We start from the raw sequence: 23,506 nt of genomic DNA on the forward strand, positions 1-23,506 counted from the left end.
GGGGGAATTCAGGGGCAGGGCCCGCGGGCCCTGCCTATGTCTCTAATACGTGTGGTCTGCAGGGTACGGCTTCAGGTTTCAGATCTCGACGATCATCTCGATCTCGACGCAGGCGCCCAGCGGAATCTGCGCCACGCCAAAGGCGCTGCGGGCGTGCTTGCCCTTTTCGCCGAACACTTCGACCAGGAATTCGGAGCAGCCGTTGGTCACCAGGTGCTGTTCGGTAAATTCCTGCGTGGAGTTCACCAGGCTCATCACCTTGACCACACGCTTGACGCGGTTCAGGTCGCCAATATGGCCGTGCAGCGTTGCCAGCAGGTCGATGGCGATGCTGCGCGCGGCCTGCTGGCCGGTGGCGGTGTCGATATCCTTGCCAAGCTTGCCAGCCCAGGGCTTGCCGTCGCGGCGGGCGATATGGCCCGACAGGAAGACGGTGTTGCCGGTGGTCGCGGCCATCACATAGGCAGCGGCGGGGGCGCCGGCGGTGGGCAGTTCCACGCCGAGTTTGGCAAGGGTGTCGTAGACGGACATGCGGTGACTCCTGTCAGTGAATGCGTCCTGGAAGAACGGGGGGCGTTTCTCCGGCCACGGGGGCCGGCGGCGAGGCGGGTGCCGTGTTGCGCACGGCGGCGCGTCGGCCGATGGCTACCACGGCGATCACCGCCACTGCAAAAGCGACGGTGGCGGCATCGAGGGGCTCGGCCAGGATCACGGCGCCGCCCGCCAGCGTGAGGAACGGCTGCAGCAATTGTATCTGGCCTACGCGGGCCACGCCGCCTTTTGCAAGGCCCGCGTACCAGAACAGAAAGCCGATGAACATCGAAAAGATCGACACATAGGCCATGCCGGCCCATGCCCGCGGCGAGGCGGCGGCGATTTCGCCGGCATGCTCCAGTGTCAGCCACGCCACCACCGGCACCAGCACCGGCAGCGACACCACCAGCGCCCACGAGATCGTCTCCAGCCCGCCCAGCTCGCGCGACAGCTTGCCGCCTTCGGCATAGCCAAGTGCGCCCAGCACCACGGCCAGGAACAGGAACCAGTCGGCATGCTGCAGGCCGCCGGCCCCTTGCCACAGGGCAAAGCCGACCACCAGGGCGCTGCCGGCCAGCGCCGACAGCCAGAATCCGGTCGACGGGCGCTCGTTGCCGAACCAGGCCGCGAACACGGCCGTGGCCAGCGGCAGCAGCCCGATCACGATGGCACCGTGCGCGGCCGGCACTTCACGCATCGCCAGCGAGGAAAACACCGGAAAGCCCACCACCACCCCCAGCGCGGTCACGGCAAGCCGCAGCCATTGGCGCCCGCGCGGGCGCTTTGCCGGTGCCAGCGCGCCGCGCGCCGACAGCAGCGCCAGCGCCAGCACGGCAGCGATCACGGCCCGGGCCAGCGCCACGAACGTGGCATCCAGTTCGGCCACGGCCATGCGCGTGAACGGCAGCGTCTGGCTGAAGATCGCCACGCCGACAAAGCCCAGCAGCATGCCGCCGGAATGAGGGGAGGGGTTCTGGCTCATGATATTCAGGGGGCGCGTCAGTGAGGGTGTGCGGCGGCCACGGCCATCCACAGGGCGGTCAGCGCCAGCGCCAGCCCCATCGCGCCGTTGAACCAGCGCACGCGGCTGCCCTGCATCAGCCACTGCCGCAGCGATGCGCCCAGCACGCCATAGGCGCCGTTGCTGAAAAAGCCGAAGGCGGCAAACAGCGTGCTGACCAGCAGCACCCGCTGGGTCAGCGACGGCGCGTTGTCCATGTACGACGCGGCCACGGCCAGCGCCATCATCCATGCCTTGATGTTGGCGAACTGCATGGCAATCGATTGCCAGACGTTCATCGGCTTGAGCACGTTCTTTTCCGCCAGCGACGTGCTGCGCGCAATGCGCAGCGCCAGCCACAGCAGGTACAGCACGCCCACCACGCGAATGGCCGCTGCCAGCATCGGGCTGGCCAGGATCAGCGCACCCACGCCCGTGGCGCATAGCGCGATGATGCTGGCAAAGCCGACCGATACGCCGATGCAATGCGGCAGCGTGGCGCGCAGGCCAAAGTTGGCGCCGGTCACGGCCGCCACGGTGGTGTTCGGGCCGGGGGTAAAGGCGCCCACTGCCAGCAGCGTCACCAATGCCAGGAACTGGGCCATCGACAGGCCCGTGAGCCAGGTTTCCATGCCGGTCATGCGAAGTTGACGACCACGCGCCGGTTGGTGCGGCTCTTTTTCTCGATCTTGGTCACGACCATCGCGCCAATCTCGCCGGTATTGGCTACGTGCGTGCCGCCGCAGGGCTGGCGGTCCACACCGGGAATCTCGACGATACGGATCGTCGATGTACCCGCCGGCGGCGCCGCGCCCACGGTGCGCACCAGGCCGGGCTGGGCGGCCAGTTGCCCGGGCGTGATGCGGTCGATGTTGACCGGCGTTTTCGCGTCGATCAGTGCGTTCAGCTGTTCGGTCAGCACGGCCTTGTCCAGCGTCGATTCGGGCAGGTCGAAGTCAATGCGTGCCGAATCGGGCGAGATGCTGCAGCCCGTGACCGGCACCGGGATCAGCGACCCCAGCAGATGCAGGCAGGTGTGCAGGCGCATCAGCCGGTGGCGCCGGGCCCAGTCGATCCTGACCTCGACGCGGTCGCCCACGGCCAGCGCGGGCGCATCGGCGGCGGGCACGTGCAGGATGCGGGTGCGGTCATCGGCATAGACCGTGTCGGTCAGCGCCACTACACGGCCATCGGCGGTGCCCAGCGTGCCGGTGTCGCCGGCTTGTCCGCCGCTGCGCGCGTAGCAGACGGTCTGGTCGAGTTCGATGCCGGCGTCGCTCACCGCCACCACGGTGGCCTGGCAGTGGTCGAGATACGCGTCGTCGTCGAAGCGCTTGGCGGTCGTGGCGGACATCGGGGGGGGGCTCCTGTGGTGTGTCTTGTCGGGTCTTGTTCTGTTTGGATCAGCGCAGGGTCTTGATGCCCGCTGGGGTATCGATATCGGCCGTCAGCAGCGGCGGCCCATCGGTCTGGTCGATCTCGATCAGGTCCGTGGCGCCAATCCAGGCCAGGCCCTGCCGCAGCAGTTCCGCTTGCGGATGCTGGCCGCGCAGCCGGCGCAGGGCCAGATCCTGGCGCGGCAGGCTGATGCCGGGGTGGTTGGCTACATCCCACTGGATCAGCGTCGGAAACAGGCCGTCGCCAGCGCTGGCCGCCTCGCCATGCCACGCGGGCAGGCTGCCGTCTTCGGGCACCGTCAGGCGCCAGTGCAGCGCCCCCCGATCCATCGGAATGGCCGGGGCGATGCGATCCGGGTACTGCGACTGCCAGCGCGACAGGTCGGCAGGGCGCTCGACCCGGGCCGCCCAGTGCGCCAGGAACGGGCCATCGCGCAGGCGCTGCTGCATCAGGTCGCTGTCCAGGCCGAACCAGCGCGCACGGTCTGGAGCCGCGGCCGCCGGGTCGATGGCGATCACTTCTAGGTACATCCCGCCGAACAGGCCCAGCACGCGGTTGTGCGTGCCCATGCGCGGGTGGGCGCCGCCGCCTTGCGGGGCGATGCCAAGCAGGTTGGCGACATGCCCGGTGCCCGACTCCAGGTCGGGGGCGGCAATCACGAGGTGGTCAATGGCGAGTTTCATCGTTGGTTGATGGTAGTCAAGCTTGTCGGTACAGTACCGATACAGTTCAGCAAATCGTCTTCAGTACAGTTGCGGGAGCGCCACATGGAAGGCAACCAGAAAAATCGCCACGGCGAAAGTGATAGTGCCTCAAATGTCACATCGGGTACCGCAGCGGGCGGAGGCACGCGCCCGCTGCGGCTGGTGATGCCGGCGGCGGGCCATCCGCAACTGCCCGATCCGATCCCGTCGGCCCAGATGACGCTGGTGGAGCAGCTGACCGAATGGGCGCGGCTGCGCATCGACGAACGGGTGTTCCGGGCGGGCATGCGCATGCCGTCGATCCGCCAGCTGGCGTCGGAAAAGGGCATCTCGCGCTTTACCGTGGTGGAAGCCTACGAGCGCCTGGTGGCGCTGGGCTACCTGGAATCGCGGCGCGGTTCGGGGTTCTACGTGCGCGACCGCCTGCCGCATCCGTCGGTGGCAGCCCCGCTGGCCTCGCCGGCCATCCGCAATGTCGATGTCACGTGGCTGCTGCGCAGCATGTTCCACTCGGCGGAAAGCCACAAGGCGCCGGGCTGGGGATTCCTGCCTACCGAATGGCTCGATGGCGAACTGCTGTCGGGGGCCATGCGCAGCCTGGGCCGGCAGCCCGGCGGGCATTTCCTGTCCAGCGGCACGCCGATGGGCTTCCTGCCGCTGCGGCAGCAACTGCGCACGCGGCTGGAGGAACTGGAAATCGGCGTCACCCCCGACCAGATCGTGATGACATCGGGCATCACCCAGGCCTTCGACCTGATTGCGCGCCAGTTCCTGCAACCTGGCGATACCGTGGTGGTCGGCGACCCGGCCTGGTTCGTGATGTTTGCCCGCTTTGCCACGCAGGGTGCCAATGTGATTGGCGTGCCCTATACGGCCGATGGCCCCGACCTGGAGGCGCTGGAGCACATCGCCCAGGCGCATCGGCCCAGGCTGGTCGTGGTCAATTCGGTGCTGCACAACCCAACGGGCACGTCGCTGTCGGCCGCGCGGGCGTTCCGGCTGCTGCAACTGGCCGAGCAATATGACTTCACGATTGTCGAGGACGACATCTATTGCGACCTGTGCCCGCCGGGCCATGCCGCGACGCGGCTGGCCAGCCTGGACCAGCTCAAGCGGGTGATCTACCTGGGCAGCTTTTCGAAGACGCTGGCCGCCAACCTGCGCGTGGGCTTTATCGCCGCCAGCCCGGAACTGGCCGTGACATTGACCGACAGCAAACTGGTGACGGGCATGGCGACGCCGGAAATCAACGAACGCGTGGTCTACAAGGTGCTGACCGAGGGGCATTACCGCAAGCACACCGAGCGCGTGCGGGTGCGGCTGGACCGTGCCCGCGACGAGACGCGCGAGCAGCTGGAGCGGCTGGGGCTGCGCATCTTCCCGGGGCAGGTGGCCGGCATGTACCTGTGGGCCGATACCGGCGTGGATACCAATGTCATTGCTACGGCCGGGCACGAGGAAGGCTACCTGTTTGCCCCGGGCAGCCTGTTTTCGCCATCGCAGATGCCATCGACCTGGACCCGCTTCAACATCGCCAGCAGCACCGATCCGGGCATGCTGCGCTTTCTGGCCGGCCAGATGGAGCGCCTGTCCGGCCTGCCGGCAGGCTCCGGCATCTGAGCACCGGGGCGGGGGGTTGAAAATGCCCCGTCCCGTCCCTATTTCCTTCGCCATCGACCCGCTCCGGACACACGGGGCAGGGCACCTTGCGCATAGATCCGTTTAAGAGGAGAACCATGACCGCACCGCACGAGACGATGAGCTTCCAGGCGGAAGTGAAGCAGTTGCTGCACCTGATGATCCACTCGCTGTACAGCAACAAGGAAATCTTCCTGCGCGAGCTGGTATCGAACGCCTCGGACGCCACCGACAAGCTGCGCTTCGAGGCAATCGCGAATCCGGCCCTGCTCGAGAACGACGCCGACCTGGCGATCCGCATCGAAGCCGACCCCGCCGCACGCACGCTGAAGATCACCGACAACGGCATCGGCATGAGCCGCGACGAGGCGATCCGCAACCTGGGCACCATCGCCCGTTCGGGTACCAAGGAATTCTTCCAGCAACTGTCGGGCGACCAGCAGAAGGACGCCGCGCTGATCGGCCAGTTCGGCGTGGGCTTCTACTCGGCCTTTATCGTCGCCGACAAGGTCACCGTGGAAACGCGCCGCGCGGGCGTTGCCGCCAGCGAGGCCGTGCGCTGGGAAAGTGCCGGCGATGGCGAATTTACGATTGATGCGATCGATCGCGCCGAGCGCGGCACCACGATCACGCTGCACCTGCGCGAAGGCGAGGACGATTTCCTGTCGTCGTACCGCCTGCAACACATCATCCGCAAGTACTCGGACCATATCTCGCTGCCGATCCGCATGCCCAAGGAAGAGTGGGATGCCGAAGCCCAGCAGCAGAAGCTGACCGGCGAGTGGGAAAGCGTGAACCAGGCCAGCGCGCTGTGGACCCGCAACAAGTCCGATATCACCGACGAGCAATACCAGGCGTTCTACCAGCACATTGCGCACGATCACGATGCGCCGCTGGCCTGGACGCACAACCGCGTGGAAGGCCGCAGCGAATACACCCAGCTGCTGTATATCCCGGCGCGGGCGCCGTTCGACCTGTGGGACCGCAACCGCAAGGCCGGCCTGAAGCTGTACGTGAAGCGCGTGTTCATCATGGACGACGCCGACCAGCTGCTGCCGTCGTACCTGCGCTGGGTCAAGGGCGTGGTGGATTCGGCCGACCTGCCGCTGAACGTGTCGCGCGAACTGCTGCAGGAAAGCCGCGACGTGAAGGCCATCCGCGAAGGCTGCACCAAGCGCGTGCTGTCGATGCTGGAAGCGCTGGCCGACAGCGAGGACGAAGCCGATCGCGCCAAGTACAAGACGTTCTGGGAGCAGTTCGGCCAGGTGCTCAAGGAAGGCATGGGCGAGGACCAGGCCAACGCCGAGCGCATCGCCAAGCTGCTGCGCTTTGCCTCGACGCAGAACGATACGGCCGAGCAGTCGGTGTCGCTGGGCGACTACGTGGGCCGCATGAAGGAAGGACAGGACAAGATCTACTACGTCACGGCCGATACGTGGGCCGCGGCCAAGTCGAGCCCGCATCTGGAAGTGTTCCGCAAGAAGGGCATCGAAGTGGTGCTGCTGACCGAGCGCGTGGACGAATGGATGCTGTCGTACCTGCACGAGTTCGATGGCAAGGAACTGGTGTCCGTGGCCCGTGGCGACCTGGACCTGGGTGCCCTGGCCGACGAAGCCGAGAAGGCCGAGCAGGAGAAGGCGTCGGCCGAATGGAAGGACGTGGTGGAGCGCGCCAAGGCCGTGCTTGAGGGCCAGGCCAAGGACGTGCGCGTGACGCTGCGACTGACCGATTCGGCATCATGCCTGGTGTCCGATGACGGCGACATGAGCGGCTACCTGCAACGCCTGCTCAAGCAGGCCGGCCAGAAGGCGCCCGACGCGCAGCCGATCCTGGAACTGAACCCCGAGCACGCGCTGGTGAAGAAGCTGCGCGACCTGCCCGACGGCGACGGCTTCAATGACCGCGTGCGCGTGCTGTTCGATCAGGCCCTGCTGGCCGAGGGCGGCATGCTCGACGATGCGGCGGCCTATGTGCAGCGGGTGAACCGCCTGCTGGCCTGATCCATCGCTGCTGCAGTTTGAAGCGCTTGCCCTCTCCCCCGGCTCCTCTCCCGCAGGCGGGAGAGGGGAGCAAACCACCGTGAGCATTTGAGGATGCCCCCTGGTGTTCACATCCCACCGGGGGAGCAAACCACCGTGAGCATTGGGGGATGCCCCTGGTGTTCACATCCCACCGGGGGAGCAAACCACCGTGAGCATTGGGGGATGCCCCCTGGTGTTCACATCCCACTGGGGGAGCAAACCACCGTGAGCATTGGGGGATGCCCCTGGTGTTCTCCCCTCTCCCGCGCGCGGGAGAGGGGCGGGGGAGAGGGCGGGCCGCTCCATGTCTCACCACGCTGAATGATGACCACCAAACGCTGCTTCCCACCGGTTGTCGACCCGCACACCCGCGTGCTGGTGCTCGGCAGCCTGCCGGGCGAAGTGTCCCTGGCCCAGGCGCAGTACTACGCCCACAAGCAAAACCGCTTCTGGCACCTCATGAGCGATGTGCTGGACGTGGATCTCGTCGGGCTGGACTACGACAGCCGCCTGGCGACGCTGCGCAGGCACCGCGTGGGCCTGTGGGATGTCGTGGCCGAAGCGCGCCGCGAAGGCAGTCTCGACAGCAGCATCCGCGATCACCAGGGTAACGACCTGATTGGCCTGATCGCCACGTTGCCGCAGTTGCGGGCCATTGCCTTCAACGGCGGCACGGCGGCAAAGATCGGCGAAAAGGCGCTGGCCGGGCATTGCGATCCGCATGCCATCGTTAAACTGCCATCCAGCAGCCCGGCCTACACACTGGCCTATGCCGAAAAGCTGATCGCGTGGCAGGCGCTGTGCGAGTGGCTGGCGTAGGCCATCAACCCGTCAATCAAACTTCGGCTGCGTCGCCGCATAGCTGGGCCGCGCCCGCATGACCGCGTGACCGCGCCGGATATTCGGACGTGTTTCCAGCAGTGCCTGGCTTTCCGGGAACATTCCCAGATACTCGACAATCGGCGCGAAGAACAGGTCTGCCATCGACAGCGTATTGCCCACCAGGAAGTCCCGGCCACCGTACGCCTGCTCCAGGGCATCCAGCTGCCTGGCCATTTCCGGCGCGGCGGCGTCGATGGTCTGCCGGTCGGGCTGGCCGTTCTCGCCTTTCGGGAACACATACTGCAGCACGTAGCGACGCACCATCGTGTCGTAGGCATGGCAGTTGATCAGGCTGATCCATTGCTCGCAGCGTGCGCGGGCCGTGGGGCCAGTCTGCGGAATCAGGTTGGTGCCACCGAAGACTTCGTTGATGTAGCTCAGGATGGCGCGCGTTTCATAGAACTCGATCGGGCCGTCGGCAAAAGCCGGAATACGGCCGAACGGATTGTGGGCCAGCAATGCCTCGTCGCGCGGCGTGACCGGATCCAGCTGGTAGCGCAGCCCTTTCTCTTCCAGCGCAAGGCGCACGGTACGTACATAGGTGCTGCGGGGGTTGCCGTAGACGGTCAGCGTGCCGGCGCTGCCCTCGGGGTCCAGGTAATCGACAAGGTTGTTGAACACCGACTGCCAGCCAGCGACATGCGAGTCGCGCATCGCCGCATCGGGGAAGCCGCTGTGCCGCATATGCATGTGGGTGCCGCCGTCCTTGTCGGTCAGGGTTACCTCGATCAGCGTGCGCATGCCGGCCGGCAGTTCGGCGCCGCCTTCCCATTCCCACGTGTAGGCCAGGAAATTGGCCCGGTCGAGCGTCTGGTACTCGCCGTTGACGATGTGCTTCTCGCCATCGCGGGCACCGATCACCAGCCGGTACGCGCCGCCCACGCGGGCATCGGCACGCGCTTCCAGCACGCTCATGCCACGCGGGCAATGCCAGGTGGCCAGCGCGGCCTGGTCGGTAAAGGCATCGAACACGCGCTCGCGCGGCGCGCGGATCTGACGGGTCATTTCCAGATGAAAGGTCGCGGCTTCGCTCATGACTTGTTCCCCTGCTTCGATGTGACATCGGTGTCGGATTGCGCCTGCTCGACAAAGGCCACCAGCCTGTCGAGATTGTCTTCCCAGTGCCGCCGGTAGGTCTCCAGCCAGCCATGCGCATCGCGCAGCGCGCCGGGCCGCAGATGGCAGATGCGCCAGCGCGCATTGACCTCGCGCTCGATCAGCCCGGCATCGGCCAGCACGCGCAGATGCCGCGAAATGGCCGGCGCCGACATGTCGAACGGCCGCGCCAGCTCGCTGACCGGCGCCTCGCCTTCCGAAAGCCGCGCCAGAATCGCGCGCCGCGTAGGGTCGGCCAGCGCGGCGAAGACGGATGAAAGTGGATCGGTGACATTGGGCATGTGGTCATTTAACGCATTGGTTAAATGAAGATCAAGGGGTGTTACAACTGGGCAGACAGGAAAGGGAGGGAAGGGGCGGAACGCGTCCGGCCGGAAGTGGGGCCCGGCCGGGACGTGGGGCTCTCGGAGAGAGAAAGTGAGCGGCCGCTCAGGCCGTCGTATTGACGATGTTGCCGGTGCTGGTGCCCGTGGATTCCTGGTAGGCCTCCGACAGCTTGGCCATGGCTTCGGACAGCGAGGCCTGGGTGGCGGTCACGCCGGCTTGCAGCGTCGCGACCGTACTGGCCTTGGTCTGGTCGTCGGTCGGGGCGGCCTGGGCGGCTTGCATCTGGGCCATCTGGGCGGCCAGTTGCTTCTGCAGCGCTTCGATCTGCTGCTTCAGGGCCTTGATGACGGCGGATTCGCTGTTGTCGCTGCTGCCGCTGTCGGCGCCAGCGGCCCCGCCAGCCTTGCCAGCGCCGCGGGGGGCGGCGATGCGGTTGCCGGCGTTGGCCGACGAGGTGGAGCCTGACGCCGAAGCGCCTTCGGCGGAACTGCTGCTGGCCTGGCCGTCGGCGGTCTGCGCGGTGGTGTCTTCAGTGGTTTGCGTGAAGCGGCGGGTGTTGGTGACCGTCGCGTCACTGGCCACCAGGACCTGGGGTGTAACGCTGCTGATGGATGTCATTGTTGGAGTCCGATCGAAGAGAGAGCCCACATCCTTCTTCGGCCATTCGTCGTGAAAACTTTAGCGGTGCGGGCGCGGTCTGATCGGCATCTGTCACAATCGCGGCTGTCCGGCTTTCGGACGCCCCCGCACCTTACTGGATCCTCATGTTGTCTTCCCTTGGTCTCGGCGGTATTGGCGGCATCGGCCTGCATGTCATCGTGGCGATCTTCTTTGCCGTGCATGCCGTTCGCACCCACCAGAACATGTACTGGCTGCTGTTGCTGTTCCTCTTCCCGGGGCTAGGCAGCGTCGTCTATTTCTTTGCGATCTACCTGCCGGGCCTGCGCCAGACGCGCGGCGCGCAGGTGGCGAAGCGCGCCATCAACCAGATCGTGGACCCGGGCCGGGCCGTGCGCGAGGCACGTCAGGCGTTCGATCGCGCCCCGACCGTCGACCATCGCATGCGCCTGGGGGCTGCGCTGCTGGACGCCGGCAATCCGGCCGAGGCGCTGGAGCACTACGAAGCCGCGGCCAATGGCCCGTTTGCCTCGGACCCGGCGTTGCTGGAGGGGCTGGCCCGTGCGCAACTGGCGACGGGCCGTCATGCCGAAGCGCAGGCCACGCTGGAAAAGCTGTTCGCGGGCAATCCCCGTGCGCGTGACCAGTCCGATCCGTCGCTGCTCTATGCCCGGGCGCTGTCTGCGCAGGATGCGCCCGGCACGCGCGACGCCTTCGAGCGGGCGCTGACCAATGCCAGCGACGTGGCCGCGCGCTGCCTGTTTGCCGACTGGCTGGCGAAGCAGCCCGATGCGGCCGACCGCGAACGCGCGAAGTCGCTGTATTCTGAAATCGTTCATGACGCGCGCCACTGGCCGCGTCATGCCCGCGAACACAATCGCGAATGGCTGCAGCGCGCGCAAACCGCGCTGGGCCAATGATCCGCGCCCTGGGCGCAATTCTTTCTTCCATGACGCTTCTGAAACGCAAATCGATCGAGGCGGTGGCCTCGCGCCGCCCCGCACGCGGCAACCGTGAGTCCTCGCGCAAGAACCTTTCGAAAGACGCCGACGAAAAACGCATGAAGCCGCGCTTTGCGCCCGTGACGTTTTCCGAGATGGATGGCGTGCGCTACCTGCATTTCGGCACCGAGTGGGTGCAGGGCGCCATGCGCCTGCGCAAGCCCGAAGCCATCGAGCTGGAGTATGCGCAGCAGATGATGGCCTGGCTGCTGTTCCTGTCGCCGTCGTCGACCGATTTCCACGTGACGCAGCTGGGCCTGGGCGCCGCGGCGCTGACCAAGTTCTGTCATCGTCATTTCGCCAAGGCAAAGGTGACGGCTGTGGAACTGAATCCCGCGGTGATCGTGGCGGGCCGCAGCATGTTTGGCCTGCGTGAGGATGATGCCCGGCTGACGGTACGCGAGCAGGACGCCTGGGATTACGTGATGGATGGCGCCAGCACGGCGGCCGTGGATGCGCTGCAGGTGGATCTGTACGACGCCACGGCGCGTGGCCCGGTGCTGGACACCACGGCGTTCTATCGGGCCTGCCGCCGCGTGCTGAAGGCGCCCGGCGTGATGACCATCAACCTGTTCGGCGACCACGACAGCTTCCCGAAGAACATCGAGCGGATCTGCGATGCCTTCGACAATCGCGTGCTGGTGTTCCCGGAAGTGCATGACGGCAACATCATTGCCCTGGCGTTCAACGGCCCGGCGATCGATGTGTCGTGGCAAACGCTGGAGGCAAGGGCGGCGGTGATCGAGGATTCGACCAAACTGCCCGCGAAGGACTGGGTCAGGAAACTGCGCGCGGCCAATGCGCGGCAGGAAGAACGGCTGGTGATCTGAGGGGAGTCTCCGCTCTCCCGCGTTGTGGGAGAACGGAGACAGCCGGCGGCGATGCTGGCCGCTTTACTCCTTGTGGAAGAACTGCGCCAGCGACCATTCGTCGGTGCGCGCCTCGTACTTCAGGCCCTTGCGCATCGCCCACATCGCCAGCTGGCTGTGCGACGGGATGATGGCGTGGTCATCCAGCGCGAACTTCGCGGCCGTGCGGGCGTTCTGCTCGCGGTCCTTGTCGCTCGACACGGTTGTCAGCGATTTCTCGATCAGCTGATCCAGCTTCGGATTGCTGTACTTGCCCCAGTTCCACGTGCCATAGCCGGTCTTCGGGTTTGGCGTGCCGGTGATCGAGCGTAGCGCCACGTCGGCGGCGGCCGAGCCCCAGCCCAGCATTTCGAAGGCGAAGTCGCCCTGGCGGGCGCGCGTGAAGTAGGCGGCCACGGGCAACGTTTCGACCTTGGTCTGGATGCCGATGCGCGTCAGCATGCCGGCCGTGGCCTGTGCCACCTGGGCGTCGTTCAGGTAGCGGTTGTTCGTGGCATGCAGCGTCAGCGCGAACCCATCGGGATAGCCAGCCTGGGCCAGCAGCTTCCTGGCGCCTTCCGGATCGTAGGCGTCGGGCCTGGTGCCCGGATGGCCGAAGATTTGCGGCGACACGATCGACGATGCTGGTACGGCCAGGCCTTCCATGATGCGGCTGACGATGGCGTCGCGGTTCAGCGCCTTGCTGATCGCGGCACGCACGCGGACATCCTTGAACGGATTCTTGCCCAGTGGCTTGCCGGCCTTGTCGGTCACGAAAGGCGGATTGTCGCGCGATTGGTCCATCTGCCAGAAGATGGTGCGCCACGACGTGGTCTGCTCGATCTTGAACTTCGGATTCTGCTTGAGTTTTGCCACATCGGCGGCCGGGATGCTCTCGATCACGTCGACATCGCCGGCCAGCAGGGCGGCGGTGCGCGCGCCGTTATCGGTCAGGATACGGAAGATGGCGCGGTCGAATTCGGGCTTCGGGCCCCAGTAGTCGGGGTTGCGCTGCATCACGATTTCCTGGCCCCGCGCGAAGCGCACGAACTTGTAGGGGCCGGTGCCGATCATGGCCTTGCCCGAGTCGAAATCGGCCTGGTTCAGGTCCGCGGCGACCTTCTTCGGCATGATCGGCACGCTGTTCAGGTCGTTGGCCAGGTTGGCGTAGTTCGGCACGTTCATGGTCAGGCGCACGGTCAGGGCGTCGGGCGTGTCGATGCGGGCGATGGGCTTGGTGTAGCTGGTGAACGAGCCCGGTGCATTGGTCAGCTTCTCGGGCCGTTCCAGCGATGCCTTGACGTCCTCGCTCGTGAACGGCGTGCCGTCGTGCCATTTCACGTTGGGGCGCAGCTTGATTTCCCAGGTGATGGCGTTGACCGGCTTCCAGGACAGCGCCAGGCCCGGGATGTAGCGGGCGTTCTTGTCCATGAACACCAGCGACTCGAAGATATGGAGCGCGATGGCGTTGTTGGGGCCGGCGTTGTTCCAGTGCGGGTCCATCGAGGTCACATCGGCGGCCAGGCCGATGCGCAGGTCTTCCGCATGAGCGGCGTGGACGGGAATCAGCGTCAGCGCGGCGGCGCTCAGCGCAATCGAAACGGATGCTTGCAGCAGCGTGCGGCGGATCATGAGTGGGCTCCTCGTACGGTGTTGGCCGCTATTGTGCCGTCAAATGTACTTCCATGTCCGATACAACCGCGATGGCTGCGGGATGGCCGCGGCACGGATGCCTGACGGGGCAGGGTGGCCCGGTACAATCGCGCCCATGTTTGCCAATTCCCGCACCATTTCATCGGCGCAGACCGATATCCACGAACATCTGGCGGCGCGCGTGCAGCGCCATCTGGACGAGCCGTTCCGCAAGCCTGTCGGCGCACCCAGCCAGCAGGCGTTCGATACTGCCATCGATGCGTGGCAGCAGGCTGGCGGCCAGCCCCTGATTATCGACGCGGGTTGTGGTATCGGCGAGAGCACGCTGCGGCTGGCTACCGCCTTTCCGGACCACTTCGTGATCGGCATCGATCAGTCCGAAAAGCGATTAACCGCGGGCAAGGATTGGTGGGACGCCGAGATGCCGGCGAATTTTCGCTGGGCGCGGGCGGATCTGGTCGATTTCTGGCGCCTGCTGCAGCAAGGCGGGGTGCCCGTTGTGCGCCACTATGTGCTGTATCCGAACCCCTGGCCGAAGATCGGGCATCTGGGCCGGCGCTGGCAAGGGCATGCGGTGTTTCCCGCGCTGGCCGCGTGCGGCGACTATCTGGAATGCCGCAGCAACTGGAAGATCTATATCGACGAATTTGCAGCGGCGCTGACGATGGTGGGGCGGCCGGCGCAGACCGAACCCTGGCAGCCGGAAACACCGATGACGCCGTTCGAACGCAAGTATGGCGCGTCGGGCCATGGCCTCTGGCGCTGCGTCAACGTACGGCAGCCATAAAAAAACCCGCCGGACTGGCGGGTTTTTCGTCGAAGGGCGGTGCGCCTTGGCGCGCTGCCCCGGTGCTTAGTGGAACAGCGGCTGCTGGGTCGGCGCATCCTCGGGCAATTCGGCGTGGACGATCTCGCCGGAGCGATCCGCATAGAGCGGCGTACCGCAGTCTTCGCAGTATTCCGGATCGAATAGCGCGGCGTGGCGGAAGATGTCCTCGACGCCGGCGTTGCGCAGTTCCTCGCAGATCTGCTCCACCGGGTTGCCTTTCTCCTCGGCATCGATCTCGCCGGACTCGCGGCCGTACACCGGCCAGACGATGCCGTAGATCACATCCTTCTCGCCGCGCATGGTGAAGCCGACGCGGTATTCCTCGACCACTTCCTCGCCAAAACCGGCCACCACGGCGGCCAGCTGGCCGGCCGGGATGTCCAGCGTGCCGCACAGGTAATTCACGGCGGCGCGCACGGTCAGCGGGCGGATGCTCTTGTCCGACTCGCGGCAGGACAGGAAGAATGCGTCGGGCAGCAGCAGTTCGAACTCGCAGCCGGGCAGCAGCACGGCCACGGTCGGCTGCACCTGGTTGCGCCATTGCTCCAGGCAGACCGAGCGCTCGGCGTGGTGTTCCTTGGCATCTTCCTGCCAGCGGAACAGCGCGCCTTCGTGCGGCGCCACCACCACGGCCAGCAGGTAGCGCGGATCGGCCAGGATCGGGGCCGTCTCCGGCAGGTCGCGCAGGTCCACCTTGGGCATCGATCCGGCCAGCGCGGCCGACGCCAGCTTGTGCGTCAGCGCGAACGTGTCGCTATGGCTGCGCGGAAGCTGGTCGATGCTGTAGAGGTAGGGCGACAGGGCCACCTTGGTATTGGTGGCCAGCACGTGCGCCTGCAGATGTACCGCCAGGGTCTGGGCCAGTTCGGGCTTCAGCGCGCCAGACGGGATGGCATAGCGGGTGTGGGCCAGGATCGGGGCGGCGATCAGCAGGGCGTCATGCTTGACGCCGTCGATCTCGATCGTTGCCGATTCGGCCAGTGTCTCGGCCTGTTCGGCCAGCACGTCGGACGCATCGGCATTGTGCTTGAACAGGTGTTCGAGCGCCGCGTCGAGGGCGGTCTGGCTGCCGTTCTTCAGCAGGCGATAGAGCCGCTGGGACAGCCGCCGCTCCCAGTATCCGTCCTCCATGCGGCTGCCCGAGGCGTCCAGGGCCAGTGCATCGGCCACCAGTCGCTCGGCGTCGGGCGAGAGTCGGGTAGAAGACTTGGGGCGAAAACCTGCCATAGATAGAAAGCGTCCGTTTTTTCGTAAAACGGTATTCTACCCGCTGCGTTGACAGCCGCAGTTGTCGCGAACCCTTGTTTGGCCGCTTACTTCTGCGTGGCCGGGGCGTGCGATTCGGTGGTGTGCGATTCGCCGCCCATCGACACGTCGCCGCCGCCCTTGGTCAGCAGGTACAGGGCCGCGCCGGCAATGACGACGAATGCGATCAGGATCTTGACCATCTGTTGTCTCCGAGTCTGTAGGTATAGGTGACGCCATTGGGCGTTCCGGGCAGTCTGGCAGTGCAGGCTTGCGCAGAACTTACGCGCCGGGGTGGGGATTACCCGCAACGCGCCCGGCGGGGTCGCCCCACGGGAAGACGCCCGGCACGCGGACAAGAAAAAACCGCCGTCCCGCGTGAGCGGGTGCGGCGGTTCGTGCTGCCGGCGGCGCGCCGGTAGCGCAGGTTACGCCACCAGCAGTTGACGCAGCACAAACGGCAGAATGCCACCGTGGTTGTAGTAGTCGACTTCGATCGGCGTATCGATGCGCAGCAGCACCGGCACGCGTTGCGTGTCGCCGTTGGCGCGGTGGATCACAAGCACCACATCCTGCTGCGGCTTCAGTTCGCCCTCGATGCCTTCCACGTCGAAGGTCTCGTTGCCGATGATGCCCAGCGACTGCGCGCTGTCGCTGCCCTTGAACTGCAGCGGCAGCACGCCCATGCCCACCAGGTTCGAACGGTGGATCCGCTCGAAGCTGCGTGCGATCACGGCCTTCACGCCCAGCAGCTGGGTGCCCTTGGCTGCCCAGTCGCGCGACGATCCGGTGCCGTATTCCTCGCCGCCGAACACCACGGTGGGCGTGCCTTCGGCGACGTATTTCATCGCGGCGTCGTAGATCGACATTTCGTCGCCGGTCGGCTGGTGCTGCGTAATCCCGCCTTCCACGCGCGATCCGTCGGCCTTCGGCGGGATCATCAGGTTCTTGATGCGCACGTTGGCGAACGTGCCGCGCATCATCACCTCATGGTTGCCGCGGCGCGAGCCATAGCTGTTGAAGTCGGCCTTGAGCACGCCGTGCGACAGCAGGTACTTGCCTGCCGGCGAGGTGTCCTTGATCGAACCGGCCGGCGAGATATGGTCGGTCGTCACCGAATCGCCAAAAACGCCCAGCGCGCGGGCGCCACGGATCGTCACGGCCTCGTTGCTCGGCTCGATCGTGAAGTCCTGGAAGAACGGCGGCTCGGCAATGTAGGTCGACGTGGGCCAGTCGTACACCTGGCCCTTGGTGCCCTTGATGTTCGCCCAGAGCTTGCTCGGCTTCTTCACCTGCTCGTAGTTGCCCTTGAATGTCTTGGCGTCCATCGCGTACTTCAGCAGCGCGTGGATTTCTTCCGAAGTCGGCCAGATATCGCCCAGCCAGATGTCGCGGCCGTCGCGGCCCTTGCCGACCGGTTCGGTCATCAGGTCGCGCGTGACCGTGCCGGCGATGGCGTAGGCCACCACCAGCGGCGGCGAGGCCAGGAAATTGGCGCGGATGTTCGGGTGGATACGGGCTTCGAAGTTGCGGTTGCCCGACAGCACGGCGGCGGCCACGATGTCGTTTTCGACGATGGTCTCGTTCAGTGCCGGGGTCAGGTCGCCCGCGTTGCCGATACAGGTCGTGCAACCATAGGCGGTCACGCCGAAGCCCAGTTTTTCGAGGTAGGGCAGCAGACCGGTGGCGGTCAGGTATTCGGTCACCACGCGGCTGCCCGGGGCCAGCGATGTCTTGATGTGCGGCGCGACGGTCAGGCCGGCTTCCACGGCCTTCCTGGCCAGCAGGCCGGCGGCCAGCAGCACGCTCGGGTTCGACGTGTTCGTGCACGACGTGATGGCCGCGATCAGCACATCGCCGCTCTTGACCTTGACGCCGTCGGCGTTGACGTACTCGCGCCCCAGGTCGGCGGCATCCTTGTTGAAGCCGTTCTCGGCCACCGGCTTCGAGAACAGCGACGCAAAGGTGCTCTTCACATGGCCGATCTCGATGCGGTCCTGCGGACGCTTCGGGCCGGCCAGCGACGGGGCCACGGTGCCCAGGTCCAGCGTCAGGGTCTTGGTGTAGTCGATCTCGCCGGCGCGCGGTACGCCGAACATTTCCTGGGCGCGGAAGTAGCCTTCGAACGCGGCGATTTCCTCGTCGGTGCGGGCCGTGCCACGGAAGTACTCGATCGTTTTCTCGTCGACCGGGAAGAAGCCCATCGTGGCGCCGTATTCCGGGGCCATGTTGCCGATGGTGGCGCGATCCGGCGTCGACAGGCTGGCCGTGCCTTCGCCGAAGAATTCAACGAACTTGCCCACGACTTTCTCGCGGCGCAGCATTTCGGTGATCGTCAGCACCAGGTCGGTGGCGGTCACGCCTTCGCGCAGGCGGCCCTTCAGTTCCACGCCCACCACGTCGGGGGTCAGGAAGTACACGGGCTGGCCCAGCATGCCGGCTTCGGCCTCGATGCCGCCAACGCCCCAGCCCACCACGCCGATGCCATTGATCATCGTGGTGTGCGAGTCAGTGCCCACAAGCGTGTCCGGATAGTAGACGCCGTTCTTGTTGTGGACGCCGCGCGCCAGGTATTCCAGGTTGACCTGGTGGACGATGCCGAAGCCCGGCTGCACCACGCCAAACGTGTCGAACGCCTGCATGCCCCACTTCATGAACTGGTAGCGCTCGTTGTTGCGCTGGAATTCCAGTTGCATGTTCAGGTCCAGCGCCTTCTTCTCGCGGAAGTGATCGATCTGTACCGAGTGGTCGACCACGAGGTCCACCGGCACCAGCGGCTCGATCTTCTTCGGATTCTTGCCCATCTTCTCGGCCACGTTGCGCATGGCGGCCAGGTCGGCCAGCAGCGGTACGCCCGTGAAGTCCTGCAGCACCACGCGTGCCACCACGAACGGGATCTCGTCCACACGGTCGGCGGTGGGCTTCCAGTTGGCGAGCTGCCTGACGTGTTCCTCGGTGACCTTCTTGCCGTCGCAGTTGCGCAGCACAGATTCCAGCACCAGGCGGATGGAGACCGGCAGACGCTCGATCTTCACGCCCAGCGCGCGACCCAGCTGGGGCAGCGAGTAATACTGACCCGAGCCGCCCGTGGCGAGTTTGAATTCCTTGAGGGTGTTATTGAGATTGTGGGGCATTGCCTGACTCCAATCGAGGGATGACGCGGGACTCTGCTTGTGGATGCTTTTTCTTCAGACCCCGGTGCGCGGAAGGGTTCCGCCGCCATGCATGCGGCGCGGCCGGCAAGGAACCGGACGCGCACCGTTACAACGATTCGGTGCAGCTGATGCCCGCGCGGCGCCAATGCAGTGCCGCGCGGGGTAAGGCAAGGTGAGACTTTACTGCTTCGGCGCGGCTTGTGCAGCAGGCTGGGCGGCGTCGGCCGGCTGGGCAGCCGGTTGGGCCGGGGCCATCAGCAGCGGGGTGGACACCGGAGCGCGCAGTGCGCCGGCCTGCGTCGGGGCCGCACCGCCTGCCTGCATGTCGGCGTTCTGGCATTCGTCAGCCAGGCGCTGGCCCAGGTTCTTGTTGAACAGCATTGCCTTGCTCGGGATCACGACCAGATCCAGACCCGAGGCCTGGTCGAAGTAGCGGTCGGCGCCGGTGACGGTGCTCTGGCGCGGCAGGCGGTAGTTGCGGCCGTCCCAGTGCACGGTGATCACTTCATCGCGCTGCATGTTGCCGCTGATCCAGATGGCGTGGCCCAGTTCGCACTGCCACTTTTCGCCGGTGGGCTGCACGGCGGCAGGTGCGGCGGCGGCCGTCTTCGACGACTTCTTGGCGGGCGCCTTCTTGGTGGCGGCCGGCTTCTTGGCCGGTTCCTGCGCCATCGCGGCACCGGTGGTCAGGGTCAGGGCGCCAATGCAGGCTGCCAGCACGAGTTGTTTCATGTGGGTTCCTTCCGGATTGCTTGGGTAGTCAAAGGGCTCGTTGTGGTGAACAGTTCGGGGGGCGTTCCGCAGGTTCACGGGGCGTCCCGGCAACTTTCCGCCGCTATTCTCTACGATTTGTCTGACGGGGCGAAGCCCGTCGGATATTGGTTACACAATCGCACGCAGATGGTTTGTCATCGGCCACTTGCGGGCAAAAATGAGCAGTTTTCGCGTGCGATCGCGTGGTGTTGCACTCAATCAAAGAACAGATCGCTCACGGGAGGCGGCAGCCGCGTGCCCGTGGCGTGGGCCCGCTGCAACAGTGACCAGTAATAGCGGTAGCTGGCGCGATCATGCAATTGTCCGTCGTGCCGGATCGGGGCCCAGTTGTTTTCATGGGCCGCCAGCAGGATCTGGCTGGCCGCGCCGATCTCGCGGTCGCTGGGCCGGAATGCGGCCACGATCGGCTCGATCTGGCCCGGATGGATGCTCCACTTGCGCAGGTAGCCGAATTCGGCGCGCGCCCGCAGCGCATCGTCGCCGGCACGCTCCGGCTGCTGCACGTCGGTGCTGACGTTGTGTGACGGCACCTTGCCGTGGCGGTGGCAGGCGGCCGAAATCTCGAGCATCGCGCGACGGATCAGCGGATGCTCGAACTGTTCCGGCGACCGCATCGCATCGCCGGGAATCGCGCCGTGATGTGCCGACACAAAGTCCATCAGCCCGAAGCTCAGGCATTCCACCTGGACCAGCGACGCAATGTCGAACGCCTGTTCCAGTGCGGAATGTGTCTCAATAAGCACATGAATGGGGATGTGGCGGGCGATGACGGCCGCGCGGGCCACCTGGTTCACATGGTCGGTCACGCGCGCCACCTCGACCACGTCGGTGACCTTGGGCACCACCACGTAGGCCAGGCGGGCCCCGGCGGCGGACACCAGGATATCCACGTCTTCGCGCCAGCCCGGGTGGGCGGGGTCGTGGATGCGCACGCCCACGCGGTTGTGCTGGTTGTCGGCGCTGTTGATCAACTGTGCGCAGAGCTGGGCGTGCTCGCGCTCCAGCCCGACGGCGGCGCCGTCCTCGCAGTCGAACGTGATGTCGAACACGGGGCCAAGCGCCTGCTGCAGGGCAAGCGATTTGCGCATGAGCTTTTCGCTGCCCGCATAGTGGTCACAGACCGGCAGTTGGACCGGAATGGCTTCGCCCTGGAACAAGACCTCGGATGGATGCACGTTGATATACGTATGGAGCGGGGGGTTGTTGTGAAGACAAAACGGCTGCCCAAATGAAAAACCGGGGTCCGCGCCGATTTTCAGATCGATGCGGACCCCGGTTTCATGAGCGGGAAGCTCTGGCGAAGATCAGCCCAGCAGGTGTTGCACGCCGGCACGCTCTTCTTCCAGTTCCTTGAGCGTGATGTTGATCTTTTCCTGGCTGTAGGCGTCGATTTCCAGGCCTTGCACGATTTCGTACTTGCCGTTGGCCGTGGTCACCGGGTAGCCGAACATGACGTCCTTCGGAATACCGTATTCGCCATTCGACGGGATGCCCATCGTGACGACCTTGCCGTTCGAGCCCAGCACCCAGTCGTGCACGTGGTCGATGGCGGCGTTGGCGGCCGAGGCAGCCGACGACAGGCCGCGCGCCTCGATGATGGCGGCGCCGCGCTTGCCGACGGTCGGCAGGAACACGTCGTTGTTCCACACCGGGTCGTTGATCATGTCCTTGACGCTCTTGCCGTCAACGGTGGCGTAGCGGTAGTCGGCGTACATCGTCGGGCTGTGGTTGCCCCAGACGAACATCTTCTCGATCGACGACACCGGCTTGCCGGTCTTGGCGGCGATTTGCGACAGGGCACGGTTGTGGTCCAGGCGCAGCATGGCCGTGAAGTTTTCGCGCTTCAGGTTCGGCGCCGACTTCATGGCGATGTAGGCGTTGGTGTTGGCCGGGTTGCCGACCACCAGCACCTTGACGTCGCGGCTGGCGACTTCGTCCAGGGCCTTGCCCTGCACCGTGAAGATCTGGGCGTTGGCTTCGAGCAGGTCCTTGCGTTCCATGCCCTTGCTACGCGGACGGGCACCCACCAGCAGGGCGACGTCGGCGTCCTTGAAGGCAACCTTGGGGTCGTCGGTGATGACCACGCCGGCCAGCAGCGGGAACGCGCAGTCTTCCAGTTCCATCACCACGCCCTTGACGGCGGCCTGGGCTTGCGGGAGGTCGAGCAGTTGGAGGATGACCGGCTGGTCTTTGCCGAGCATGTCGCCGTTGGCGATGCGGAACAGCAGGGAATAGCCGATCTGGCCAGCGGCGCCGGTGACTGCGACGCGCATTGGGGCTTTAGCCATGAGTAAGTCTCCAAACGAAAAGAGGGGGTAACCGGTCGGTGGCAACTGGCCATCCAGTGTATGGAGCGGGCCGGCGCATCACCGGGAGCTGGTTCGCGTGTCGCCACGGGGCAGGCGGGCATCCGCCGGGAGCCCGCGGCCTGCCGTGGGGCCGCGACGAGGAGCGCGCGGGCCGTGGGCAGGCGTCGAGGGCGACAAGGCGTAAGTCTACTACTGCTGTGTGGTGCGCCGCATCCGCAAGACTACAAAAGGTGGGCGGGTAGCCCGGAAGAGACCTGGCGGGGGCGGCAGCGCGGACCTGCGCGAGTGTAGGGTGAGCCCTCATTGATGTCAATTCATATGTCTTATATAAGACATAAGACATTTCATAGCGCGCTGGACGCGATTCTCGCTTTTGTGGTTGAATCCGGGCTATGTCTTCCCTGCCTACGTCCCCGCTCGCCGCCGCCGCTGCCAATGGTGCGCCGGAATCTGGCGCCCCTCAGAGCGGTGCCGGGACGCAGCCGTCCGCGCCCGCATCGGCCAGTGCGCCGGCCGCAGCGCCGTCGCCCACGTTCAGCCCACTCTACCAGCAGATCAAGGCCCTGATCATGCAGAGCCTGCAGACGGGCGAGTGGAAGCCCGGCGAAATGATCCCGAGCGAGATGGACCTGGCCGCGCGCTACAAGGTCAGCCAGGGCACGGTGCGCAAGGCCATCGACGAACTCGCCGCCGACAACCTGGTGGCGCGCCGCCAGGGCAAGGGCACGTTCGTGACCACCCATCACGAGGACGTGGTCAAGTTCCGCTTCCTGCGCCTGGTACCCGACGAGGGTGAACCCCATTACGGCGCCAGCCGCGTGCTCGAGTGCAAACGCCTGCGGGCTCCGGCCGAGATCGCCCGGCTGCTCGATATCCGCACCGGCGACAGCGTCGTGCAGATCCGCCGGGTGCTGACGTTTTCCAATGAAGCCACGGTGCTGGATGAAATCTGGCTGCTGGGCGCCAACTTCAAGGGCCTGACGGCCGAGAAGCTCAACGAATGGAAGGGCCCGATGTATGCGCTCTTCGAGGCCGAATTCGGCACGCGAATGATTCGCGCCACGGAAAAGATTCGGGCAGTACCTGCCGATAACACAGCTGCCGAGCTGTTGTCCGTAGTGCCTGGTTCGCCGCTGCTGTCGGTGGAACGTGTGTCGTTCACCTACGGTGACCGCCCGGTGGAAGTTCGCCGTGGGCTGTATGTCACGACGCGCCACTATTATCAGAACGACCTGAGCTGAAGTGTCATGACCATGGAAAGTCTGTCCAGTACGCTGACTATTGTCATGCGTATATGGGACGCGCGCCTACCATTGTCGTTCGTGAATGCAATGGTCCGATATTTGGTGCCGGGCGAGGTGCGCGCATTGTCGCGTGCGATTGTCGGGCACGCCGCGCTGGTGCGTGATAGGCGAAAATTATTGGTGCGGCGCGCAACAAAGGCGCTAAAATCA

Annotated in this window: 22 protein-coding genes; 7 read left to right on the forward strand and 15 right to left on the reverse strand. The window is 65.6% G+C overall.

Annotated features, from left to right (window positions below; translation table 11 throughout):
* Nucleotides 1-78: 78 nt before the first annotated feature.
* The 5 genes from A9J21_RS07050 to A9J21_RS07070 are packed head-to-tail and all read right to left on the reverse strand — an operon-like array spanning nt 79 to nt 3,615.
* A complete protein-coding gene (locus A9J21_RS07050) occupies nt 79-531 on the reverse strand; it encodes a RidA family protein (RefSeq protein ID WP_066733285.1) in 453 nt (150 codons plus the stop codon).
* A gap of 13 nt (nt 532-544) precedes the next feature.
* Entirely contained in the window at nt 545-1,516 is a 972-nt protein-coding gene (locus A9J21_RS07055) for a DMT family transporter (protein ID WP_066733287.1), read from the reverse strand.
* A 17-nt stretch (nt 1,517-1,533) separates the two neighbouring features.
* Nucleotides 1,534-2,166, reverse strand: a complete 633-nt coding sequence (locus A9J21_RS07060; RefSeq protein ID WP_066733354.1) for a LysE family translocator — start codon at nt 2,164-2,166, stop codon at nt 1,534-1,536.
* Nucleotides 2,167-2,171: 5 nt separating this feature from the next.
* Nucleotides 2,172-2,888, reverse strand: a complete 717-nt coding sequence (locus A9J21_RS07065) for an alanyl-tRNA editing protein (RefSeq protein WP_066733289.1) — start codon at nt 2,886-2,888, stop codon at nt 2,172-2,174.
* Nucleotides 2,889-2,937: 49 nt separating this feature from the next.
* Complete coding sequence (locus A9J21_RS07070) at nt 2,938-3,615, reverse strand: VOC family protein (RefSeq protein ID WP_066733291.1); 678 nt, start codon at nt 3,613-3,615, stop codon at nt 2,938-2,940.
* Nucleotides 3,616-3,699: 84 nt separating this feature from the next.
* Between A9J21_RS07070 and A9J21_RS07075 the strand changes: the two genes are divergently transcribed.
* The 3 genes from A9J21_RS07075 to A9J21_RS07085 all read left to right on the forward strand — a co-directional run bounded on the left by A9J21_RS07075 (nt 3,700) and on the right by A9J21_RS07085 (nt 8,114).
* Nucleotides 3,700-5,256, forward strand: coding sequence for a PLP-dependent aminotransferase family protein (locus A9J21_RS07075; RefSeq protein ID WP_066733292.1), 1,557 nt, complete (start codon nt 3,700-3,702; stop codon nt 5,254-5,256).
* A 116-nt stretch (nt 5,257-5,372) separates the two neighbouring features.
* Nucleotides 5,373-7,274: a molecular chaperone HtpG gene (htpG, locus tag A9J21_RS07080; RefSeq protein ID WP_066733293.1), complete on the forward strand. Its 1,902-nt coding sequence runs from the start codon at nt 5,373-5,375 to the stop codon at nt 7,272-7,274.
* A gap of 345 nt (nt 7,275-7,619) precedes the next feature.
* Entirely contained in the window at nt 7,620-8,114 is a 495-nt protein-coding gene (locus A9J21_RS07085) for a DNA-deoxyinosine glycosylase (protein WP_066733355.1), read from the forward strand.
* 12 nt (nt 8,115-8,126) lie between these two features.
* Here A9J21_RS07085 and A9J21_RS07090 read toward each other — a convergent pair whose 3' ends face one another.
* From A9J21_RS07090 to A9J21_RS07100, 3 genes are all read right to left on the reverse strand, one after another.
* Complete coding sequence (locus tag A9J21_RS07090; RefSeq protein WP_066733294.1) at nt 8,127-9,212, reverse strand: SRPBCC domain-containing protein; 1,086 nt, start codon at nt 9,210-9,212, stop codon at nt 8,127-8,129.
* Complete coding sequence (locus tag A9J21_RS07095) at nt 9,209-9,574, reverse strand: helix-turn-helix transcriptional regulator (RefSeq protein ID WP_066733296.1); 366 nt, start codon at nt 9,572-9,574, stop codon at nt 9,209-9,211. The genes A9J21_RS07090 and A9J21_RS07095 overlap by 4 nt, the downstream gene beginning before the upstream one ends.
* Nucleotides 9,575-9,722: 148 nt before the next feature.
* Nucleotides 9,723-10,238, reverse strand: a complete 516-nt coding sequence (locus A9J21_RS07100; RefSeq protein WP_066733298.1) for a hypothetical protein — start codon at nt 10,236-10,238, stop codon at nt 9,723-9,725.
* A 146-nt stretch (nt 10,239-10,384) separates the two neighbouring features.
* Between A9J21_RS07100 and A9J21_RS07105 the strand changes: the two genes are divergently transcribed.
* Nucleotides 10,385-11,158 carry a tetratricopeptide repeat protein gene (locus A9J21_RS07105; RefSeq protein WP_066733300.1) on the forward strand — a complete coding sequence of 258 codons (774 nt, stop codon included), beginning with the start codon at nt 10,385-10,387 and terminating at the stop codon, nt 11,156-11,158.
* A gap of 29 nt (nt 11,159-11,187) precedes the next feature.
* Nucleotides 11,188-12,069: a spermidine synthase gene (locus tag A9J21_RS07110; RefSeq protein ID WP_066733302.1), complete on the forward strand. Its 882-nt coding sequence runs from the start codon at nt 11,188-11,190 to the stop codon at nt 12,067-12,069.
* A gap of 63 nt (nt 12,070-12,132) precedes the next feature.
* Here A9J21_RS07110 and A9J21_RS07115 read toward each other — a convergent pair whose 3' ends face one another.
* Nucleotides 12,133-13,719 (reverse strand): ABC transporter substrate-binding protein, encoded by a 1,587-nt coding sequence (locus tag A9J21_RS07115; RefSeq protein ID WP_066733304.1) that lies wholly within the window; start codon nt 13,717-13,719, stop codon nt 12,133-12,135.
* 136 nt (nt 13,720-13,855) lie between these two features.
* Here A9J21_RS07115 and A9J21_RS07120 point away from each other — a divergent pair, with 136 nt between their 5' ends.
* On the forward strand, nt 13,856-14,527 hold the full coding sequence (locus A9J21_RS07120; protein ID WP_197497469.1) for a tRNA (guanosine(46)-N(7))-methyltransferase TrmB: 672 nt from the start codon (nt 13,856-13,858) through the stop codon (nt 14,525-14,527).
* A gap of 66 nt (nt 14,528-14,593) precedes the next feature.
* On the opposite strand, the gene A9J21_RS07125 is transcribed toward A9J21_RS07120, so the two are convergent.
* From A9J21_RS07125 to A9J21_RS07145, 6 genes are all read right to left on the reverse strand, one after another.
* The gene (locus A9J21_RS07125; protein ID WP_066733306.1) at nt 14,594-15,796 is read right to left on the reverse strand and encodes a DUF2863 family protein; all 1,203 of its coding nucleotides are present in this window, start codon (nt 15,794-15,796) and stop codon (nt 14,594-14,596) included.
* A gap of 86 nt (nt 15,797-15,882) precedes the next feature.
* Nucleotides 15,883-16,017, reverse strand: coding sequence for a hypothetical protein (locus A9J21_RS32490; RefSeq protein WP_255366007.1), 135 nt, complete (start codon nt 16,015-16,017; stop codon nt 15,883-15,885).
* Nucleotides 16,018-16,242: 225 nt separating this feature from the next.
* On the reverse strand, nt 16,243-18,948 hold the full coding sequence (gene acnA, locus A9J21_RS07130; RefSeq protein ID WP_066733307.1) for an aconitate hydratase AcnA: 2,706 nt from the start codon (nt 18,946-18,948) through the stop codon (nt 16,243-16,245).
* A 201-nt stretch (nt 18,949-19,149) separates the two neighbouring features.
* Entirely contained in the window at nt 19,150-19,701 is a 552-nt protein-coding gene (locus A9J21_RS07135) for a hypothetical protein (RefSeq protein ID WP_066733308.1), read from the reverse strand.
* A 236-nt stretch (nt 19,702-19,937) separates the two neighbouring features.
* Nucleotides 19,938-20,918: a CoA ester lyase gene (locus tag A9J21_RS07140; protein ID WP_066733312.1), complete on the reverse strand. Its 981-nt coding sequence runs from the start codon at nt 20,916-20,918 to the stop codon at nt 19,938-19,940.
* A gap of 129 nt (nt 20,919-21,047) precedes the next feature.
* Nucleotides 21,048-22,031: a malate dehydrogenase gene (locus A9J21_RS07145; RefSeq protein WP_066733314.1), complete on the reverse strand. Its 984-nt coding sequence runs from the start codon at nt 22,029-22,031 to the stop codon at nt 21,048-21,050.
* Between the two features lie 413 nt (nt 22,032-22,444).
* On the opposite strand from A9J21_RS07145, the gene A9J21_RS07150 reads away from it, so the two are divergent.
* Nucleotides 22,445-23,293, forward strand: a complete 849-nt coding sequence (locus tag A9J21_RS07150) for a GntR family transcriptional regulator (protein ID WP_066733316.1) — start codon at nt 22,445-22,447, stop codon at nt 23,291-23,293.
* The last annotated feature ends 213 nt before the right edge of the window (nt 23,294-23,506 follow it).

It is taken from the genome of Cupriavidus sp. D384 (genome assembly GCF_001652915.1).
In the GTDB taxonomy this organism is placed as follows: domain Bacteria; phylum Pseudomonadota; class Gammaproteobacteria; order Burkholderiales; family Burkholderiaceae; genus Cupriavidus.

What these genes read in the sequence shown, in the direction of transcription:
- A9J21_RS07085 (WP_066733355.1), top strand. Translation starts at nt 7,620, where the DNA reads ATGACCACCAAACGCTGCTTCCCACCGGTTGTCGACCCGCACACCCGC.
- A9J21_RS07150 (WP_066733316.1), top strand. Translation starts at nt 22,445, where the DNA reads ATGTCTTCCCTGCCTACGTCCCCGCTCGCCGCCGCCGCTGCCAATGGT.
- A9J21_RS07105 (WP_066733300.1), top strand. Translation starts at nt 10,385, where the DNA reads ATGTTGTCTTCCCTTGGTCTCGGCGGTATTGGCGGCATCGGCCTGCAT.
- A9J21_RS07095 (WP_066733296.1), bottom strand. Translation starts at nt 9,574, where the DNA reads ATGCCCAATGTCACCGATCCACTTTCATCCGTCTTCGCCGCGCTGGCC.
- A9J21_RS07120 (WP_197497469.1), top strand. Translation starts at nt 13,856, where the DNA reads ATGTTTGCCAATTCCCGCACCATTTCATCGGCGCAGACCGATATCCAC.
- A9J21_RS07135 (WP_066733308.1), bottom strand. Translation starts at nt 19,701, where the DNA reads ATGAAACAACTCGTGCTGGCAGCCTGCATTGGCGCCCTGACCCTGACC.
- A9J21_RS07060 (WP_066733354.1), bottom strand. Translation starts at nt 2,166, where the DNA reads ATGGAAACCTGGCTCACGGGCCTGTCGATGGCCCAGTTCCTGGCATTG.
- A9J21_RS32490 (WP_255366007.1), bottom strand. Translation starts at nt 16,017, where the DNA reads ATGGTCAAGATCCTGATCGCATTCGTCGTCATTGCCGGCGCGGCCCTG.
- A9J21_RS07075 (WP_066733292.1), top strand. Translation starts at nt 3,700, where the DNA reads ATGGAAGGCAACCAGAAAAATCGCCACGGCGAAAGTGATAGTGCCTCA.
- A9J21_RS07145 (WP_066733314.1), bottom strand. Translation starts at nt 22,031, where the DNA reads ATGGCTAAAGCCCCAATGCGCGTCGCAGTCACCGGCGCCGCTGGCCAG.
- acnA (WP_066733307.1), bottom strand. Translation starts at nt 18,948, where the DNA reads ATGCCCCACAATCTCAATAACACCCTCAAGGAATTCAAACTCGCCACG.
- A9J21_RS07100 (WP_066733298.1), bottom strand. Translation starts at nt 10,238, where the DNA reads ATGACATCCATCAGCAGCGTTACACCCCAGGTCCTGGTGGCCAGTGAC.
- A9J21_RS07070 (WP_066733291.1), bottom strand. Translation starts at nt 3,615, where the DNA reads ATGAAACTCGCCATTGACCACCTCGTGATTGCCGCCCCCGACCTGGAG.
- A9J21_RS07090 (WP_066733294.1), bottom strand. Translation starts at nt 9,212, where the DNA reads ATGAGCGAAGCCGCGACCTTTCATCTGGAAATGACCCGTCAGATCCGC.
- htpG (WP_066733293.1), top strand. Translation starts at nt 5,373, where the DNA reads ATGACCGCACCGCACGAGACGATGAGCTTCCAGGCGGAAGTGAAGCAG.
- A9J21_RS07115 (WP_066733304.1), bottom strand. Translation starts at nt 13,719, where the DNA reads ATGATCCGCCGCACGCTGCTGCAAGCATCCGTTTCGATTGCGCTGAGC.
- A9J21_RS07055 (WP_066733287.1), bottom strand. Translation starts at nt 1,516, where the DNA reads ATGAGCCAGAACCCCTCCCCTCATTCCGGCGGCATGCTGCTGGGCTTT.
- A9J21_RS07125 (WP_066733306.1), bottom strand. Translation starts at nt 15,796, where the DNA reads ATGGCAGGTTTTCGCCCCAAGTCTTCTACCCGACTCTCGCCCGACGCC.
- A9J21_RS07065 (WP_066733289.1), bottom strand. Translation starts at nt 2,888, where the DNA reads ATGTCCGCCACGACCGCCAAGCGCTTCGACGACGACGCGTATCTCGAC.
- A9J21_RS07050 (WP_066733285.1), bottom strand. Translation starts at nt 531, where the DNA reads ATGTCCGTCTACGACACCCTTGCCAAACTCGGCGTGGAACTGCCCACC.
- A9J21_RS07110 (WP_066733302.1), top strand. Translation starts at nt 11,188, where the DNA reads ATGACGCTTCTGAAACGCAAATCGATCGAGGCGGTGGCCTCGCGCCGC.